The organism is Streptomyces sp. NBC_00683 (assembly GCF_036226745.1).
Taxonomy (GTDB): domain Bacteria; phylum Actinomycetota; class Actinomycetes; order Streptomycetales; family Streptomycetaceae; genus Streptomyces.
The window spans coordinates 5,164,926-5,181,130 of the sequence record NZ_CP109013.1; the positions used below are offsets into that span (position 1 = coordinate 5,164,926).

A 16,205-nucleotide genomic window follows, 5' to 3' on the forward strand; every position below is an offset into this window, starting at 1 on the left:
CCAGTCGATGTGGCGCGACCTCGCGCCCATCGGCCGCCATGCGGGCAGCGGCGGGTACCGGCGTTACGCCTGGACCGGGGCCGATGTGGAGTGCCGGGCCTGGTTCCGGGAGCAGGCCGAGTCGCGCGGACTCGCCCACGAGGTCGACCGGAACGGCAACCAGTGGGCCTGGTACGGCGATCCGCTCGCCGGGGACGCCGTCGTCACGGGGTCGCATCTCGACTCCGTGCCGGACGGGGGCGCCTTCGACGGGCCCCTCGGTGTGGTCTCCTCCTTCGCCGCTTTCGATGAACTCCGCCGCAGGGGAGTGGAGTTCACCAGGCCCTTCGCCATCAGCAACTTCGGTGACGAGGAAGGGGCCCGCTTCGGGCTCGCCTGCGCGGGGTCCCGGCTCGCCGCCGGGCAGCTGACCGTCGACAAGGCGCACCAGCTCCGCGACGGGGACGGTGTCACGCTGCCGCAGGCCATGGAGGCCGCCGGATACGACCCCGGCACCATCGGGCCCGACCCCGAACGGCTCGCCCGTATCGGTGCGTTCGTCGAGCTCCATGTGGAACAGGGGCGGGCACTCGACCTGAGCGGTGACCCGGTCGGTGTCGCCTCCGCCATCTGGCCGCACGGGCGGTGGCGGTTCGACTTCCGGGGCGAGGCCAACCACGCCGGTACCACCCGGCTCGTCGACCGGCGCGACCCGATGCTCACGTACGCGGAGACCGTGCTGGCGGCCCGGCGCGAGGCTGAGCTCGCAGGAGGTCTCGCGACCTTCGGCAAGATCGCTGTCGAGCCGAACGGGGTCAACGCGATCCCCTCCCTCGTCCGCGGCTGGCTCGACTCACGGGCCGCCGACCAGGCCACCCTCGACGCCGTCGTCGGCGGCATCGAACGGGCCGCCCGGGAGCACGCCGGGCGGGCCGGGATCGACCTCGACGTCGTACGCGAGTCGTTCACGCCCGTCGTGGAGTTCCAGCACGCCCTGCGCGACGAGATCTGCCGGGTGCTGGGGAAGCGCGGCCCGGACGACACGGGGCGCACCGTCCCCGTCCTCGGCACGGGGGCGGGCCATGACGCGGGTATTTTGTCCGCTTCGGTGCCCACCGCCATGCTGTTCGTACGGAACCCCACCGGGATCTCGCACTCGCCGGCCGAACACGCCGCCGAGGACGACTGCGTGGCCGGGGTGATCGCACTCGCCGACGTACTGGAAGGCCTCGCGTGCAGCTGACTACGCAACCCACAGGCACACCGGTCACCGCCACCTACTGGCTGTCCCACGCCTGGCTCGGCACCCACGTCGAGCCGGGCGTCGCCCTGGACGTGGCAGCGGGGCGCATCGCCGGTGTCCGTACGGGCATCGACACACCGCCGCCCGGCGCCACCGCACTGCGCGGCCTGACCGTCCCCGGCCTGGCCAACACCCACTCGCACGCCTTCCACCGGGCCCTGCGCTCCACCGTCCAGGTCGGGTCCGGCACCTTCTGGACCTGGCGCGAGCTGATGTACCGGGCGGCCTCCCGGCTCACTCCCGACACCTACTACGACCTGGCCCGTGCCACCTACGCCGAGATGGCCCTGGCCGGCATCACCGCCGTCGGTGAGTTCCACTACCTGCACCACGCGCCCGGCGGCACGCCCTACGACAATCCCAACGCGATGGGTGAGGCCCTCATCGCGGCGGCGGCCGAGGCGGGCATCCGCATCACCCTGCTGGACACCGCCTATCTCGCCGCCGGATTCGGCGAGAAGCCCAACCAGCACCAGCTGCGCTTCAGCGACACCACCGCCGACGCCTGGGCCGAGCGCGCCTCCCTCCTCAAGGGCGACGACCGGACGCTGATCGGCGCCGCCATCCATTCCGTGCGCGCCGTCCCGGCCGGGCAGCTGGCCACCGTCGCGAAATGGGCCGAGGAGCGGGAAGCGCCCCTCCACGTCCACCTCTCCGAGCAGACCGCCGAGAACGACGCCTGCCTCGCCGCCCACGGCCGCACCCCCACCCGGCTCCTCGCCGACCACGGGGTCCTCGGCCCGCGCACCACCGGCATCCACAACACGCACCTCACCGCCGAGGACATCACCCTGCTGGGCGGCTCCACGACCGGCACCTGCATGTGCCCCACCACCGAACGCGACCTCGCCGACGGCATCGGGCCCGCCGCAGCCCTCCAACGGGCGGGCTCCCCGCTCTCGCTGGGCAGCGACAGCCACGCGGTGATCGACCTCTTCGAGGAAGCCAGGGCGATGGAGCTCAACGAGCGCCTGCGCACCCATGTACGCGGCCACTGGACGGCTGCGGCCCTGCTCAGAGCCGCTTCCGCCGACGGGCACGCGGCGCTCGGCCGCCCCGACGCGGGCACGCTGGAACCCGGTGCGCCGGCCGACTTCGCCACCGTCGCACTGGACTCCGTCAGAACAGCGGGGCCGGCGCCACGGCTGGCAGCAGAAGCAGCCGTATTCGCCGCCTCCGCCGCCGATGTGCGGCACACGGTCGTGGCAGGCCGGCATCTCGTACGGGACGGTCACCACACACAGGTGCAGGACGTCCCCGCGGCACTCGCCTCCGCCATCGCCGCCCTGCACGGCTGATCCCCGAACACGAGGAGAGCACACCCCAGATGACGACGACCGCCGTCACCAACATCGCCAGCCTGGTCACCAATGACCCCTCCCTCGGAAACGGGACCCCCCTGGGCCTGATCCAGGACGCGGCCGTCGTCATCGAGGGCGACCGCATCGTCTGGACCGGTGAATCGAGCAAAGCACCCGCCACTGACAACGCCGTCGACGCGGGCGGCCGTGCCATGATCCCCGGCTTCGTGGACTCCCACTCCCACCTGGTGTTCGCGGGCGACCGCACCCACGAGTTCAACGCCCGCATGTCGGGCCTCCCCTACTCCGCGGGCGGCATCCGCACGACCGTCTCCGCCACCCGCGCCGCCTCCGACGACGAGCTCTCGGCCAACGTCGCGCGCTACCTCGCCGAGGCGCTGCGCCAGGGCACCACCACCTTCGAGACCAAGTCCGGCTACGGCCTCACCGTCGAGGACGAGGCCCGCGCCCTGCGCATCGCCGCCCGCCACACGGACGAAGTCACCTTCCTCGGCGCGCACATCGTGGGGCCCGAGTACGCCGACGACCCCGCCGGATACGTGGACCTGGTCACCGGGCCGATGCTGGACGCCTGCGCCCCGCACGCCCGCTGGATCGACGTCTTCTGCGAGAAGGGCGCCTTCGACGGGGACCAGGCGCGCGCCGTCCTCACCGCGGGCAAGGCCAGGGGCCTGCACCCCCGCGTCCACGCCAACCAGCTCGGCCACGGCCCCGGAGTCCAGCTCGCCGTCGAGCTCGACGCCGCGTCGGCCGACCACTGCACCCACCTCACCGACGCCGACCTCGACGCCCTCGGCCAGGGCGACACCGTGGCCACGCTGCTCCCCGGCGCAGAGTTCTCCACCCGCGCGACCTGGCCCGACGCCCGTCGCCTCCTCGGCGCCGGCGCCACCGTCGCACTCTCCACCGACTGCAATCCGGGCTCCTCGTTCACCTCCTCCATGCCGTTCTGCATCGCCCTCGCCGTACGGGACATGGGCATGACCCCCGACGAGGCGCTCTGGTCCGCCACCGCGGGCGGCGCAGCCGCCCTGCGCCGTGACGACATCGGCCGGATCACGCCCGGCGCCCGCGCCGACCTCGTGCTCCTGGACGCCCCGAGCCACGTCCACCTCGCCTACCGGCCGGGAGTTCCGCTGGTCAGCAAGGTGTGGCGGCGCGGGGAACAGGCCGCGTAACGGCCGAAGCGGGAGGAGCCGATTTTCACCGGTCGGTCACAAGATGTCGCGGGTGCCTACCGCGGAGTGACCGTGCCCGGTACCGTTCTGGGCAGCGTGGCTCAGGGGGTGGACCGGGGGGTCTGGTGAGCAGTCGGCGCATACGTGTGGTCAGGCCCGGGGATCTGGGCGTGGGGGACATCGAGACCTGGCGGGAGCTGCGGGCGAAGTCCGGCGCTCCGGCCCATCCGTTCATGGAACCGGAATTCACCCTTGCCGTCGGCCGCGTCCGGCCGCGCGCACGGGTGGCCGTGATCAGCGACGAAGCGCAGGGGACAGGCGGCTACTTCCCCTTCGAGCGGGGGCGGTTCGGCGGCCACGGCAGGGCGATCGGCTTCGGGGTCTCCGACCTCCAGGGCGCGGTGCTGCGACCGGGTCTCCCGCTCGACGCCAGGACGCTCCTGCGGGCCTGCGGGATCTCCGCATGGGAGTTCGACAACCTCGAGGCGGGTCAGGAACTGTTCGAGGCGGACGCCGCCCGTTCGTACCCCTCGTACGTCATCGACGTCGGTGACGGTTACGAGAGCTACGAGACGGAACTGCGCGCACGCTCGCCGAAGTTCCTCAGAACCACCCTGGCGAAGGAGCGCAAGCTCGGCCGGCAGGCGGGTGAGGTGCGGTTCGTCCTCGACGAGCGGGATCCGGCGGTGCTGCGGACCCTGATGGAGTGGAAGTCCGCCCAGTACCGCAGGACAGGACGCCGCGACCGCTTCGCGAAGAAGTGGATCCGCGACCTGGTGGAGTTCCTGTTCCATACCCGGGCACCCGGGTGCTCGGGTCTGCTCTCGGTCCTGTACGCGGGGGACAAGCCCGTGGCCGCCCACTTCGGGCTGCGTTCGCGCACCGTGCTCTCGTGCTGGTTCCCGTCGTACGACCCCGAGTTCGCGAAGTTCTCTCCCGGGCTGATCCTCCATCTGCGGATGGCGCGGGCTGCCGCGGACGACGGCATCGGGATGCTCGACATGGGGCGCGGGGCGGCCGAGTACAAGGACGCCCTGAAGACAGGCGAGCTGACGGTCCACGAGGGCGCCTCGGTCAGGCCGGGTGCGGGCGCGGCCCTCCAGTGGCTCGGCCGTGAACCCTCGCGCAGGGCCCACAGCTTCGTACGGAAGCGGCCCCGGCTGGCGGGTGTGGCACAGCGCGGACTCGAACGGGCGGGCAGGCTGCGCAACCCGAAGCAGCCGAAGTAGCCGAAGCAGCCGTAACGGCCGCAGCGGCCGTATCGGCGTCACAGCAACCGGCGCGGCGGCTGCAGCACGCGCAGTTCACAACGGGCGGCCGTGGCGTCACGACGACGTGGGGGATGGGACCGGATGCCGTACAGGACACAAAAAGACCGAGCAGCAACGCAGTTACCCGACATCCGCCACCTCGCCGGTGTGGCCGTGGCCGAGCTGGAGCTCGGGGCACCGGACGGGGCGGGCGCACGGATCACCCCCGCCCCCGGCGGCCCACCGTTCAAGGACGGCCCGCACGAGGGCGAGGACCAGCGGGTCTTCGCGCTCGTGCGGCTGCGCGGGCGCCCGGTCGGCACGGTCGTCGGCCGGATCCGGGCGGGCGACGACCCGGCCTCCGTACTCGCCGGACAGGCGGTGGACGAGATCGACCTGCCGGAGCCGCTGCCCGAGTCCCTGCCGGGCGACGCCCCCCGGGCCACCGTCGTCGTCGCGACCCGGGAGCGCCCCGAGCAGCTCGCCCGCGCGCTCGACTCACTGCTGGCCCAGGACCACCCGGACTTCGAGATCGTCGTCGTCGACAACGCACCTGCCACGACCGCCACCCGCGATCTCGTCGCGGCCGGCTACGCGCACCGAGGCGTCCGCCACGTCCTGGAACCCGTGCCCGGTCTGGCTGCCGCCCACAACCGGGGGATCGCCGCCGCCGAGGCGGACGTCCTCGCCTTCACCGACGACGACGTCATCGCCGATCCGCACTGGCTCACCGCCCTCACCCTGCCGTTCGCCGCGGACCCGCGGCTCGGCTGTGTCACCGGCCTGATCCTGCCCGCGCGGCTGAACACCCCTGCGCAGACCCTGCTGGAGAGCCACGGCGGCTTCGCCAAGGGGTTCGCCGGGCGCCGCTACGACCCCGCGCACCCGCCGGCCGACGAACCGCTCTTCCCGTTCACGGCCGGACGGTTCGGGTCCGGCGCCAACATGGCCTTCCGTGCGGGACCGTTGCGGGCCGTCGGCGGCTTCGACCCCGCCACGGGCACCGGTACCCCTGCCAGGGGCGGCGACGACCTCTACGCCTTCGTACGGATCCTCGCCGGTGGCCACCCCCTGCTCTACACACCCGACGCGATCGTCTGGCACCACCACCGGGAGCGCTGGGAGGACCTGTGCGGGCAGGCGTACGGGTACGGGGCCGGGTTCACCGCCTGTCTCACGGCACTCCTGGTCCGGCGCCCCGCCCTGCTGCCCGCCCTGCTCGCCCGGCTGCCGCGCGGTCTCGCCCACGCCCGCACCATGACGGCTTCGCGCGCCACGGACGCGGCCGGCCGACGGGGCGTTCCCGGCGAGCACGGCACGTACACCTACCCGTGGCCCCGGCATCTGTCCCGTCTGGAGCGGCGCGGCCTGCTGTACGGCCCGGTCGGATACGTACGCGCCCGGCTGTCCGTCCGAGGCGAACCACGTCCCTGGGAGGGGAGATGAGCGCTCACAGATCCGGCAGCTCCGGGGCGTCCCGGATACCCGTGCTGCTCTACCACGCGGTGATGGACGACCCCCCGCAGTGGATCGCCGAGTTCACCGTGGGGCCGCGCGCGTTCGCCGCCCAGCTGGACGCGATCGCCGCCAGTGGGCGCACCGCCGTCCCGATCAGTGCCCTCGTCGACCATCTCGCGGGGCGCGGCCCGCTGCCGGACCGTCCCGTCGTCCTCACCTTCGACGACGGTTTCGCGGATCTGCCGGGTCCCACCGCCGAGGCGCTCGCCGGGCGTTCGATGCCCGCCACCGCGTACCTCACCACCGGCGCGCTGGCGGCCGACGGCCGCAGTCTGCTGCCGCCCGGCCCGATGATGAGCCTGGAGCAGGCTCCGCTGCTCGAGCAGTACGGCATGGAGGTGGGCGGGCACACCGTCACCCACTGCCAGCTGGACACACTGTCCGGTGCTGCTCTGAGGCGCGAGCTCACCGACTCCAAGAGGGCGTTGGAGGATGTGCTGGGCCACGAGGTGACCCATCTCGCCTACCCGCACGGGTACAACAGCGCGGCTGTGCGCCGCGCTGCCCGTGCCGCCGGGTACGAGAGCGCGGTGGCCGTCCGGCACGCGCTGAGCTCCGCGCGGGACGAGCCGTACCGGATCGCGCGGCTGATTCTCCGGCGGGGGCACACGGTGCGGGACATCGAGGAGTGGATGGCGGGCGGCGGCGCTCCGGTGGCTCCGTTCCCCGACTCGCTGCCGACCATCGGCTGGCGGTGGTACCGGCGGGCCCGGGCGGCGGTACGGGGACCGGTGTTCGCGGGGTGAGGCGAGCGGGGCGGGGGCGGGCGGGGCGGGGGCGGGCGGTGTGACGGGGTGCCGGATCGAGCGAGAGCCGTACAAAGGCGAAGCACATTCCTATACTTCGCTTAAGGGGACAGCGGCGTGACGGCCGCGACCACATCCGTGGGGGGAGTCGCACTGTGCAGCAGCCTGTTCCTGTGCCGGTCGCAGGGGACACCGCAGGGAGCAGCGGCTCCACGCCACCCCCGGCCGGGCCGTCCGGCACCCCGCCCCGCGAACCGTCCCGCAGCCGTGTCCCGGGCGCGCTGAGACCTCAGCCGCTGCTCACCTGGCTGCCGTTGCTCCTGGCGGCCGCACTCTGGATCCACGCCCTGCCGCACATCGGATTCCGGTCGATGGGCGAGTACGGCCTGCTGGACCGGCTGCCGGTCACGTACTACCTCTCCCTGCTCGCCCTGACCGCGGGCTTCCTGGCCGGCCTGCGCCGCGCGGGTACGGCGCCCTGGTGGCCGGCCCTCTACTGCGCCGGCCTGCTGATGGCCCTCAAGGGCGTCCCCGCCGTGCTGTACGACTCCGAGCGCTACCCCTGGGCGTCCAAGCACGACGCCGTCATCGACCATCTGCTGGCCAACGGCGAACTGCGCCCGAACGAGGGCCTGTCCGGCAACATGTCGGCCTACGACCAGTGGCCCGGTTTCTTCACCCTCAACGGCGGGCTCGTCCGCGCCTTCGGGGTCGAAAGTGCCGCCACGTACCTCAACTGGGCACCCATCGTCCTCGGTCTGCTGATGATGCCGGTCCTGATCCTGATCTACCGCACCTTCAGCGAGGACTGGCGCCTGGTCTGGACGGCCGTCTGGATCTTCCAGCTCGCCAACTGGGTGGGTCAGGACTACCTCGCCCCGCAGGGCTTCGCCTTCCTGCTCCACCTCGCCGTGTTCGCCGTCGTCGTACGGCACTTCGTGCGTCCCGGCTCCGCGGGACGGCTGCGCTCCCGCGCCTACCTCGACCCGGCCGCCGCCGTCGTCCCGCCGCCCACCGGCACCCGGCAGCGCGCGATCTGCGTGGTGGTCCTGATGCCGGTGATCGCCGCCGTCAACGCGGTGCACCAGCTGACCCCGGTGATGCTCTGCGTCACCCTGCTCGCCCTCAACCTCACCCGCCGCTACCGCAACCCCGGGCTGCTCGTCGTGGCCGGTCTGCTCATGCTGGCCTGGGACCTCACGATGGGCCGTCCCCTGTTCACCGAGACGCTGGGCACCCTGCGCGACTCGCTGGGTGAGCTGACCCAGAACTCCCGTGCCGGGTACGCGGGTCAGCTCACCGGGGCCGGCCCGGAACTGGCCGGGCGGGCCAACATCCTGATGGTGCTTGCCGTGGCCGCCCTGGCGGGGACGGCCCTGCTGCTGCGCCGCCGGCTGGTGCACAGCGCACTGCCGCTGCTGCTGGCCTCCCTCGCCCCCGTACCGCTCTTCGTCGTGAACGACTACGGCGGCGAAATGCTCTTCCGCGTCTACCTGTTCGCACTGCCCGGTGCCGCGTTCTTCGCAGCCGCGGCGCTCGTGCCCGCGGCCGGGGGCAGCGGCGTGCACCGGGTGCGGCCGGCCGTACGGAGGATCTGCGCGGTAGCGCTGCCCCTGTCGCTGGTCGCCCTGCTGGTGGGCTTCATGCCGTCGTACTACGGCAAGGAGCAGATGAACTACACACCGCCCGAAGAGACGGCGCTCGTCACCCGTGCCATCGACCGGGCCCCCGACGGGGCGCTGATCCTGGCCACCACCGGCTCCTTCCCGCGGGCACTGCACCGCTACGACCACCTGGAGCACTGGTTCTTCGCCGAGCAGGAGCTTCCCGAGAACGTGGCGATGCTCAAGGACCCCGCCCGCTATCTCTCGACCCGGATGCCGCCCGGCGCCACCGCCTTCGTCATCCTCACGCACACCCAGGACATCTACACCGCCGGTGAGGGGCTCCTGCCGCCCGGCGGCTTCGCCCGGCTGACCAGGGACCTCACCGCTTCGCCGCTCTTCCGTGTGGTCGAGCGCACCGAGCACGGAGTCGTCCTGCAGTACACCGGGCCCTAGACGAGGAAGGCCGCCACCGTGTCAGAGAACCGGCAACCGACAGCACCGGGGCCACAGACCCTGATCAGAGCCGCTGTGGCGCTCTCCGGGTGGGTGGCGCTCGCCGCGACCGCACTGCCGGGCGGCTCGCCCCTGCGCTGGATACCGGTGTTCCTGTTCGTCTGCGTCGGCCCCGGATTCGCCCTGCTGTACCCACAGCCCGGGATGCTCCGGCCCGCGGCCCGCCTCGAAGCGCTGGCGCTGGCCGCGCCCTTCGGCCTCTCCCTCGCCGTTCTCGCGGCCACGTCGCTGTTCCTGGCCGAGGCGTTCTCGGCGACCGCGTTCCTGGTGTCGCTCGCGGCGTTCACCACCGTCGCGGCCGCGTGCCCCGGCCTTCCGCTGCCCGCGGCCACCCGCGGCGCCGCGGAGAGGGGCCGGGCCAAACCCGTGAAGCGCCGATGACCGGACGCCCTGCGCCGTGGCCGGCCTCCGTGTCGCGGCTGCGCCGGCCCCGTACGTACCTGGCGCTCGCCCTGGTCTCCGTAGCGGCGCTGCTGACCGGCCTCATCGCCTGGTTCGGTACGCCTTCGTCCGGTGACGGGGACCCTCCCGTACCTTCCGCGAACGACCTGCCCGCCGATGCCGCCACCGGTGAGGTGACCGGTGGCACGTGCGCCCCGTCCGCCACTCTCGTACCGCCGTGCGGAGCCTGGTGGGGCGCCTACGTCCCGCACGCGGAGAACGGCTCCCTCAAGGACGCGGTGTACGCGTTCGAGAAGAAGATCGGCCGGAGGCTCGACCTCCTGTACACGTACCACGACATGTCGAACAACAAGCTCGACGGGCAGCTCCTCACCCCCGACGAGCAGGTCCTCGGCCGGGACCGGATGCTGATGCTGGCCTGGGAGTCCACGGTGTGGCGCGAGCCCCGCCACGCGAACTACACCGAGGACCAGCTCGGCTGGGCGAAGGTCGCCTCGGGGGCGTACGACCGCGAGATCATCGACCCCCAGGCACGTCGCATCAAGGCGTACGGGAAGCGGGTGTTCCTCTCCTTCGACCAGGAGGTCGACGCCCGGGTCGGTGACGCGGGCACCCCGGCGGAGTACGTCGCCGCCTACCGCCACCTCCACGACCGGTTCGAGGAGCTGGGTGTGGACAACGTGGTGTGGGTGTGGACGGTCTCCGGCTTCCTGCAGTCGGGGGAGCTCTTCGAACAGCTCTATCCGGGGGACGACTACGTCGACTGGATCGGCATGGACCAGTACAACTACTTCACCTGCCACGACACCACGGACTGGAAGGACTTCGACCGCAGCCAGCGGCCGACGTACGACTGGCTGCGCACGCACATCAGCGCGGAGAAGCCGGTCATGTTCGCCGAGTTCGCCACCGTCCCGGATCCGGCCGACGCGGACCGCCAGCGCGAGTGGTACGAGGAGATTCCCGAGGTCGTACGGACCATGAAGGGGGCCAGGGCGCTGGTGCACTGGAACCGTGCGGTGCCGGGCGAGGGCTGCGACCTCACCGTCAACGACGGCCCGGGGCTGGAGGGTTATCGCACCGCTGGACAGGACGACTACTTCAAGCAGCCGGTCCCCGGCCGCTGAGCCTGCCGCGGACGGTGAGGGCCACCGCCGTTGCCGCGAACAGTCCGCAGAACACGGGCAGTCCGGCAGCGGCGAAGGCGTCCTGGGCCGCCCACCCCGCCACCGCGAGCGCCCACACCAGGGCGGCAACAGCCCGACGGGGGGCGCCCGCGGACCGCAGCAGGACGGCCGCGAGCCCCAGGCAGAGCACCTGCAGGGCGAGCGGCAGCCCCAGGAGCACCGCGGCCGGGGAGTCCAGCCCTGCGGCCTCGGCCAGGAAGCGGGCGAGGGGCCCGTGCAGCTCCTGCGAGGCGGCGGGGCGCCGGACACCGAGGAGCGGCGGGGCCGAGTGCAGGGCCGCCACGGTCACCAGCAGCGCCGACCCGATCAGCGCGGGCCGGAAACGGTGGAGCGCGACGGCTCCGCTGCAGACGACGATCATGAGCACCCCCGCCGTCACGGTGACCGGAGGAAGCGCATGGATCAGCTCGGTGCCCGTCAGCCGGTGGTGGCCGGCCTGCGCGACCCGCGTCAACGGCACCCAGAACAGCCCTGCGGCGAGCCCCAGCAGCAGCCACAGCGCAGCGTTCGGCCAGGACTCGCCGTCCGTCCGGTCCGTGGCCGACGGTGAGCCGTCGCGCACGAGGACGGGGATCCCGAAGGCGGGAGTCACCGTGTCGTGGGCGCCGCGCAGATACACCGTGTCCGTGGTCCAGTCCGCCCCGTACTCCTCGGCCCGCCGCTCCCGGGTGCGCCGAGCCGCCGTACGGGCCCAACTGGTGCCGAACTCCTCGTCCTTCGGCGCCCGCTGCCGCCTCCCGCGTCCGAGGACGGGCCGTCCCGTCAGCGCGGCGCGCAGTCCCAGGGCGGACGCGGACGCCACCGCCGTCATGCTCAGGAGCATCGCCCAGCCCGCCCCCGCGATCCCCAGCGGACCGAGCAGCAGGGCCGCACTGCCCAGCACCGCCGCGCACATCGCACCCTGGAGGACGGCCAGCGCACCGGTGCGGCCCTGCACCCGCAGCACACCGATGTACAGCTCGACCAGGACCCGGGGGAGTGCGGCGGCGGCCAGCAGGCGCAGGACGAGCGTGCCGTGGTCGGCGTAGTCGTGGCCGAACGGGGCGAGGATCTGCGGAGCGAAGACGACCAGCACGAGGACGACGGGAACCAGCAGCAGGGCCATCCGGCGCAGCGCCCCCCGTACGCCCTCGGCCAGGTGGCCGGGGCTGTGGGAGGCGTGGGCGGTGAGCGAGGAGGCCATGTTGATGGCCATGAACTCCATGGTGCCGCCGACGGTGTAGGCGATGTAGAAGAAGCCGTTGTGCGCGGCGTCGAAGCGGACAGCGACCATCACGGGCAGCAGATTGATCATGGCGAGGCTGAAGAGGGCGCCGACCGAGTCCCCGGCCAGGAATCTGCCGATCTCCCGGAGCCCGGGCGGCTCGCGGTCCCGGTCGGCTCCGGCCTGGTGCGGGATCAGTCTGCGGAAGATCAGCCAGCCGAGCGGCAGTACGGACAGGGCGATGGCCGCGGCCCAGGAGACGAACACGCCGAGTACGGGCAGGGCGGTGGCGAAGGCGGCGAGCATCAGCAGCTTGCCGATGGAGAACACGGCGTTGCCGACGGGCACCCAGAAGGCCTTGCGCAGCCCGGTCAGTACCCCGTCCTGGAGGGTGAGGATCGCCCAGGCGACACACGAGCCGGTGAACACGAGCCCGGCCCAGGCAGTGCCCAGCGGGGCGTACGAGTCCCCCCACAGGTCCAGGGTGAGCAGGAAGACGACGCAGACGACGGTGACGACGACGGAGCTGGCCAGATAGGTGCGGGCGACCAGGGACGCGGTGGCGCGTCCGGCCCGGGGCACGTACCGCACCACGGCCCCGATCATCGTCGTCGCGGTGACCGAGGCGAGGAGCCGCATCGCGGCGATGGCGGCGGATCCCTGGCCGACGGCCTCCTCGGTGTAGTAGCGGGCCGCGACCAGCCAGAAGCCGAGGCCGAGGGCGGCGGAGACTCCGGTGGAGAGCATCAGGGCGTAGGCGTTGCGGAACATCGAGTCGCCGCTCGCGCCGTCCTGTTCCGCCGGGACGGGCGCGTCCGCCGCACGGCCCTGTGCGGCGTCGGCGCCTCCGGCCGGCGGGCCGACTCTGGTGGTGTCAGCCACCGGGCAGCTCTCTCGCGGGCGCGATGCCTGCCGCGGTGAGGACATCGATGACCCGTCCGGCGCGCAGGGGGTCGACGGGCAGGGCGTGCCGGGCGAACCAGGCAGCGTTGGCGGGGTGGGCGGAGGGGTCGGTGAACGGTTCCCCGGCGTAGGTGTCGAGCGGCGGGTCGTAGAGGTAGCCGACGGTGATCCGGTGCCGGGCGAGGGCGGCGATCGCCGCGTCACGGTCGGCCACCAGCAGGGGCACCCGGAACAGCGGCTGTACGGGGGTGCCCGCAGGGTGCGGCGCCGCCCAGCGGGTGGCGAGGAGGCGCTCGGTGCCTGCCCGGTGTGCGGTGAGCCGGTCGTCGAGGCCGGCGAGCAGGCGTTCGATGCGCCGCAGCCGTAATCGGCCCGGGGCGACCCGGTAGTCGTGCATGTCGACACGGACCCAGGAGTGGAAGCCGGTCAGGGAGGGCGCGGTGCCGAGGGCCTGCTGGAGTGCGGCGGGCCGCAGCGGCATCCGGATCTCCTCGCGCTCCTGGAGCCCGAGGAGCCGCAGAGCCCACCAGGCGGCGGGAGCGAGCCGCAGTCCGCGTACCGCCGCCTCCGCGTACGGCCGTACGGCGTAGGCGAGTTCGGCGGTGAGCGCGGCGGGGTCGAGGAGGGCGTCGCGGGCCTGCTCCAGCGGGGCGCGCAGCCCCGGGTCGGCGACGGCGAGGAAGCCCCCGGCCTTGGCGCCGACGTGCTTGGAGAGGCTGAAGACGGCCGCGTTCCCGAAGGTGCCGACCGGCTCCCCGTCCCTCTCGCTGCCGATGGCGTGCGCGGCGTCCTCGATCAGCGGGATGCCGAGCCGGTCGCAGCGCGCGCGCAGCTCCGGGGCGGGGTCGGGGTGTCCGTACAGGTTGGTGGTGAGGACCGCGGAGAGCCCGTTCCATACGGAGTCGGGCACGGCGTCCACGTCGATGGAACCGTCCGTGGCGGACAGCGGAGCCTGGACGGGACGCAGGCCCGCGGCGAGGACGACGAAGAGGATGACGTCGTCGTTGACGGGAGACATCAGGACCCTGCCGCCGGGCTCGCACCAGTGCCGGAGCGCCACGTAGATGCCCAGCCTGCACGACGGTACGTAGAGGCATTCGCGGCCGATCCGGGCGCGCATCGCCGCTTCCGCCGCGGCGTGGGCTGCCGGACCGCTCTCCCCATCAGCCATGTGTTCCCCCCAGAACCCAAGTGTCCAATGTGGCCCAGTCCGTGGCACTTCGTCAACAATGCGGAAGGACCTGCCCGTTGCCGGGACAGGTCCTTCCGCAATGATGTCTCGGGGTCCGTGGACCACCGGATCATTCCTCCAGTGTCAGGCCCTTCCTGAGCTTGACCAGAGTCCGTGAGAGCAGCCGGGACACGTGCATCTGCGAGATGCCGAGCTCCTCGCCGATCTCCGACTGCGTCATGTTGGCGACGAACCGCAGCGAGAGGATCGTGCGGTCGCGCGTCGGGAGCGAAGCGATGAGCGGCTTCAGGGACTCGACGTACTCGATGCCTTCGAGTCCGTGGTCCTCGTAGCCGATACGGTCCGCGAGCGCGCCCTCGTTGTCGTCGTCCTCGGGCTTGGCGTCCAGCGAGCTCGCGGTGTACGCGTTGCTCGCGGCCATGCCCTCGACGACCTCGTCGCCGGTGAGGCCGAGGCGTTCGGCCAGCTCCGCCACGGTGGGTGCGCGGTCCAGCTTCTGGGACAGCTCGTCGCCCGCCTTGGCGAGGTCGAGGCGCAGCTCCTGCAGGCGGCGCGGGACGCGCACGGACCAGCTGGTGTCACGGAAGAAGCGCTTGATCTCACCGACGATGGTGGGCATCGCGAAGGTCGGGAACTCCACGCCGCGGCTGAGTTCGAAGCGGTCGATCGCCTTGATCAGGCCGATGGTGCCGACCTGGACGATGTCCTCCATGGGTTCGCTGCGCGAGCGGAACCGGGAGGCCGCGAACTTGACCAGTGCGAGGTTGAGCTCGACGAGGGTGTTGCGGACGTACGCGTACTCGTGGGTGCCCTCTTCGAGGGACTCGAGCCGTGCGAAGAGTGTCTTCGACAGCGCTCTGGCGTCCAGGGCGCCGACTTCGGCGAAGGGCGGGATCTCGGGGAGTTCCTCGGGGCCCTCGCTCAGAAGGTCGTTGTCGTGGTCGTTGCGGGGGGAGGTGCTGCTGGTGCGCGGGCCGGGTACGGCGTTCGCGGCGGGGGAGTCGGAATCGGTCGGTCCCTGAGGACATGCCGACGCGGCGTTGTGGGTACGCGATACGTCGAGCCGGGGTGACATGGTTCTCCTCCATCGTTCTCGGCATATGGCTGCCGATGCCCATACGTGTTCCTGCGGTGAAGCGGCGCCTCCAAAGCCGATCGGTTTCCGGGTTTTGCTGTCCCTTCTACCCTTACCCGGTTCCAACCACGAGTTACAAGCGCCAAATACGCCTGTATGTCCGGTTTGTTGAGGTCTCCGACTACCGTGTGGCGAGGGAAACGCGTAATGTTTTACGCACGTCGGCGGCAGCCGCGCAGACAACCGCGCTCCTGGTGACGCGGACAGTGACGGACGGCGAAGAGGGACGGCATGGACCGCGGGACGGTCGGCAGTGCGAACCGGGGTCGGCTTCAGGTCGATGTCCGGACGGACGGCCGCAGCGAGGTTGTGACGCCGGTGGGTGAGCTCGATCACCACACCGCAGATCTGCTCCGTGAACCTCTGGAGGGCGCGGTCGAGCAAGGGCGTGTGCGCCTGGTGGTCGACTGCTCGAGGCTCGAGTTCTGCGACTCCACGGGCCTCAACGTGCTGCTCGGTGCCCGCCTGAAGGCCGAAGCGGCCGGGGGCGGGGTCCACCTGGCCGGAATGCTCCCCGTGGTGGCACGCGTCTTCGAGATCACCGGGGCCGAGGCGGTCTTCACCGTCCATGCCTCACTCGAAGAGGCTCTGGGCGCCTGACCGGGCCTTTTATGCGTCTTTGCAGCCCCCTGGGCCCCGGGTGTCGCTCTCGTCACGCTGTTGGCGTAGCCGAAGTGGGTGTTGTCACGATTCGGCAGGGCAGGAGACACCCCGGTGGGGTCACGGACCCGGCACACTCTGTATCTGATCAGTATCTGTTCGATGG

Annotated in this window: 13 protein-coding genes; 10 read left to right on the forward strand and 3 right to left on the reverse strand. The window is 72.0% G+C overall.

What is annotated here, in order from left to right; translation table 11 throughout:
• Positions 1-7: 7 nt before the first annotated feature.
• The 9 genes from OG257_RS23145 to OG257_RS23185 all read left to right on the forward strand — a co-directional run bounded on the left by OG257_RS23145 (position 8) and on the right by OG257_RS23185 (position 10,945).
• Positions 8-1,222 carry an allantoate amidohydrolase gene (locus OG257_RS23145; RefSeq protein WP_329215297.1) on the forward strand — a complete coding sequence of 405 codons (1,215 nt, stop codon included), beginning with the start codon at positions 8-10 and terminating at the stop codon, positions 1,220-1,222.
• Positions 1,213-2,580: a formimidoylglutamate deiminase gene (locus OG257_RS23150; protein ID WP_329210313.1), complete on the forward strand. Its 1,368-nt coding sequence runs from the start codon at positions 1,213-1,215 to the stop codon at positions 2,578-2,580. The genes OG257_RS23145 and OG257_RS23150 overlap by 10 nt, the downstream gene beginning before the upstream one ends.
• A gap of 29 nt (positions 2,581-2,609) precedes the next feature.
• A complete protein-coding gene (hutI, locus tag OG257_RS23155) occupies positions 2,610-3,782 on the forward strand; it encodes an imidazolonepropionase (protein WP_329210315.1) in 1,173 nt (390 codons plus the stop codon).
• Positions 3,783-3,907: 125 nt separating this feature from the next.
• Complete coding sequence (locus OG257_RS23160) at positions 3,908-5,011, forward strand: GNAT family N-acetyltransferase (RefSeq protein WP_329210317.1); 1,104 nt, start codon at positions 3,908-3,910, stop codon at positions 5,009-5,011.
• Between the two features lie 189 nt (positions 5,012-5,200).
• Positions 5,201-6,478 (forward strand): glycosyltransferase, encoded by a 1,278-nt coding sequence (locus OG257_RS23165; protein ID WP_443054467.1) that lies wholly within the window; start codon positions 5,201-5,203, stop codon positions 6,476-6,478.
• A complete protein-coding gene (locus tag OG257_RS23170) occupies positions 6,475-7,296 on the forward strand; it encodes a polysaccharide deacetylase family protein (protein WP_329210319.1) in 822 nt (273 codons plus the stop codon). The genes OG257_RS23165 and OG257_RS23170 overlap by 4 nt, the downstream gene beginning before the upstream one ends.
• A gap of 173 nt (positions 7,297-7,469) precedes the next feature.
• Complete coding sequence (locus OG257_RS23175; RefSeq protein ID WP_329210321.1) at positions 7,470-9,356, forward strand: hypothetical protein; 1,887 nt, start codon at positions 7,470-7,472, stop codon at positions 9,354-9,356.
• A gap of 18 nt (positions 9,357-9,374) precedes the next feature.
• Positions 9,375-9,797 (forward strand): hypothetical protein, encoded by a 423-nt coding sequence (locus OG257_RS23180; RefSeq protein ID WP_329210323.1) that lies wholly within the window; start codon positions 9,375-9,377, stop codon positions 9,795-9,797.
• The gene (locus OG257_RS23185; protein ID WP_329210324.1) at positions 9,794-10,945 is read left to right on the forward strand and encodes a glycoside hydrolase family 26 protein; all 1,152 of its coding nucleotides are present in this window, start codon (positions 9,794-9,796) and stop codon (positions 10,943-10,945) included. Before OG257_RS23180 ends, OG257_RS23185 begins: the two co-directional genes overlap by 4 nt.
• Here OG257_RS23185 and OG257_RS23190 read toward each other — a convergent pair.
• From OG257_RS23190 to OG257_RS23200, 3 genes are all read right to left on the reverse strand, one after another.
• Positions 10,920-13,091: a lipopolysaccharide biosynthesis protein gene (locus OG257_RS23190; protein ID WP_329210326.1), complete on the reverse strand. Its 2,172-nt coding sequence runs from the start codon at positions 13,089-13,091 to the stop codon at positions 10,920-10,922. The two genes, OG257_RS23185 and OG257_RS23190, sit on opposite strands and share 26 nt — an antisense overlap.
• Positions 13,084-14,232 carry a DegT/DnrJ/EryC1/StrS family aminotransferase gene (locus OG257_RS23195; protein ID WP_329215301.1) on the reverse strand — a complete coding sequence of 383 codons (1,149 nt, stop codon included), beginning with the start codon at positions 14,230-14,232 and terminating at the stop codon, positions 13,084-13,086. The genes OG257_RS23190 and OG257_RS23195 overlap by 8 nt, the downstream gene beginning before the upstream one ends.
• Before the next feature lie 181 nt (positions 14,233-14,413).
• On the reverse strand, positions 14,414-15,379 hold the full coding sequence (locus OG257_RS23200) for an RNA polymerase sigma factor SigF (RefSeq protein ID WP_329210327.1): 966 nt from the start codon (positions 15,377-15,379) through the stop codon (positions 14,414-14,416).
• Between the two features lie 291 nt (positions 15,380-15,670).
• Here OG257_RS23200 and OG257_RS23205 point away from each other — a divergent pair, with 291 nt between their 5' ends.
• The gene (locus tag OG257_RS23205) at positions 15,671-16,039 is read left to right on the forward strand and encodes an STAS domain-containing protein (RefSeq protein ID WP_329210328.1); all 369 of its coding nucleotides are present in this window, start codon (positions 15,671-15,673) and stop codon (positions 16,037-16,039) included.
• The last annotated feature ends 166 nt before the right edge of the window (positions 16,040-16,205 follow it).

Excerpts from the sequence above, each read along its gene's own strand:
- OG257_RS23145 (WP_329215297.1), top strand. The coding sequence starts at position 8 with ATGTGGCGCGACCTCGCGCCCATCGGCCGCCATGCGGGCAGCGGCGGG.
- OG257_RS23205 (WP_329210328.1), top strand. The coding sequence starts at position 15,671 with ATGGACCGCGGGACGGTCGGCAGTGCGAACCGGGGTCGGCTTCAGGTC.
- hutI (WP_329210315.1), top strand. The coding sequence starts at position 2,610 with ATGACGACGACCGCCGTCACCAACATCGCCAGCCTGGTCACCAATGAC.
- OG257_RS23195 (WP_329215301.1), bottom strand. The coding sequence starts at position 14,232 with ATGCGCGCCCGGATCGGCCGCGAATGCCTCTACGTACCGTCGTGCAGG.
- OG257_RS23185 (WP_329210324.1), top strand. The coding sequence starts at position 9,794 with ATGACCGGACGCCCTGCGCCGTGGCCGGCCTCCGTGTCGCGGCTGCGC.
- OG257_RS23200 (WP_329210327.1), bottom strand. The coding sequence starts at position 15,379 with ATGTCACCCCGGCTCGACGTATCGCGTACCCACAACGCCGCGTCGGCA.
- OG257_RS23170 (WP_329210319.1), top strand. The coding sequence starts at position 6,475 with ATGAGCGCTCACAGATCCGGCAGCTCCGGGGCGTCCCGGATACCCGTG.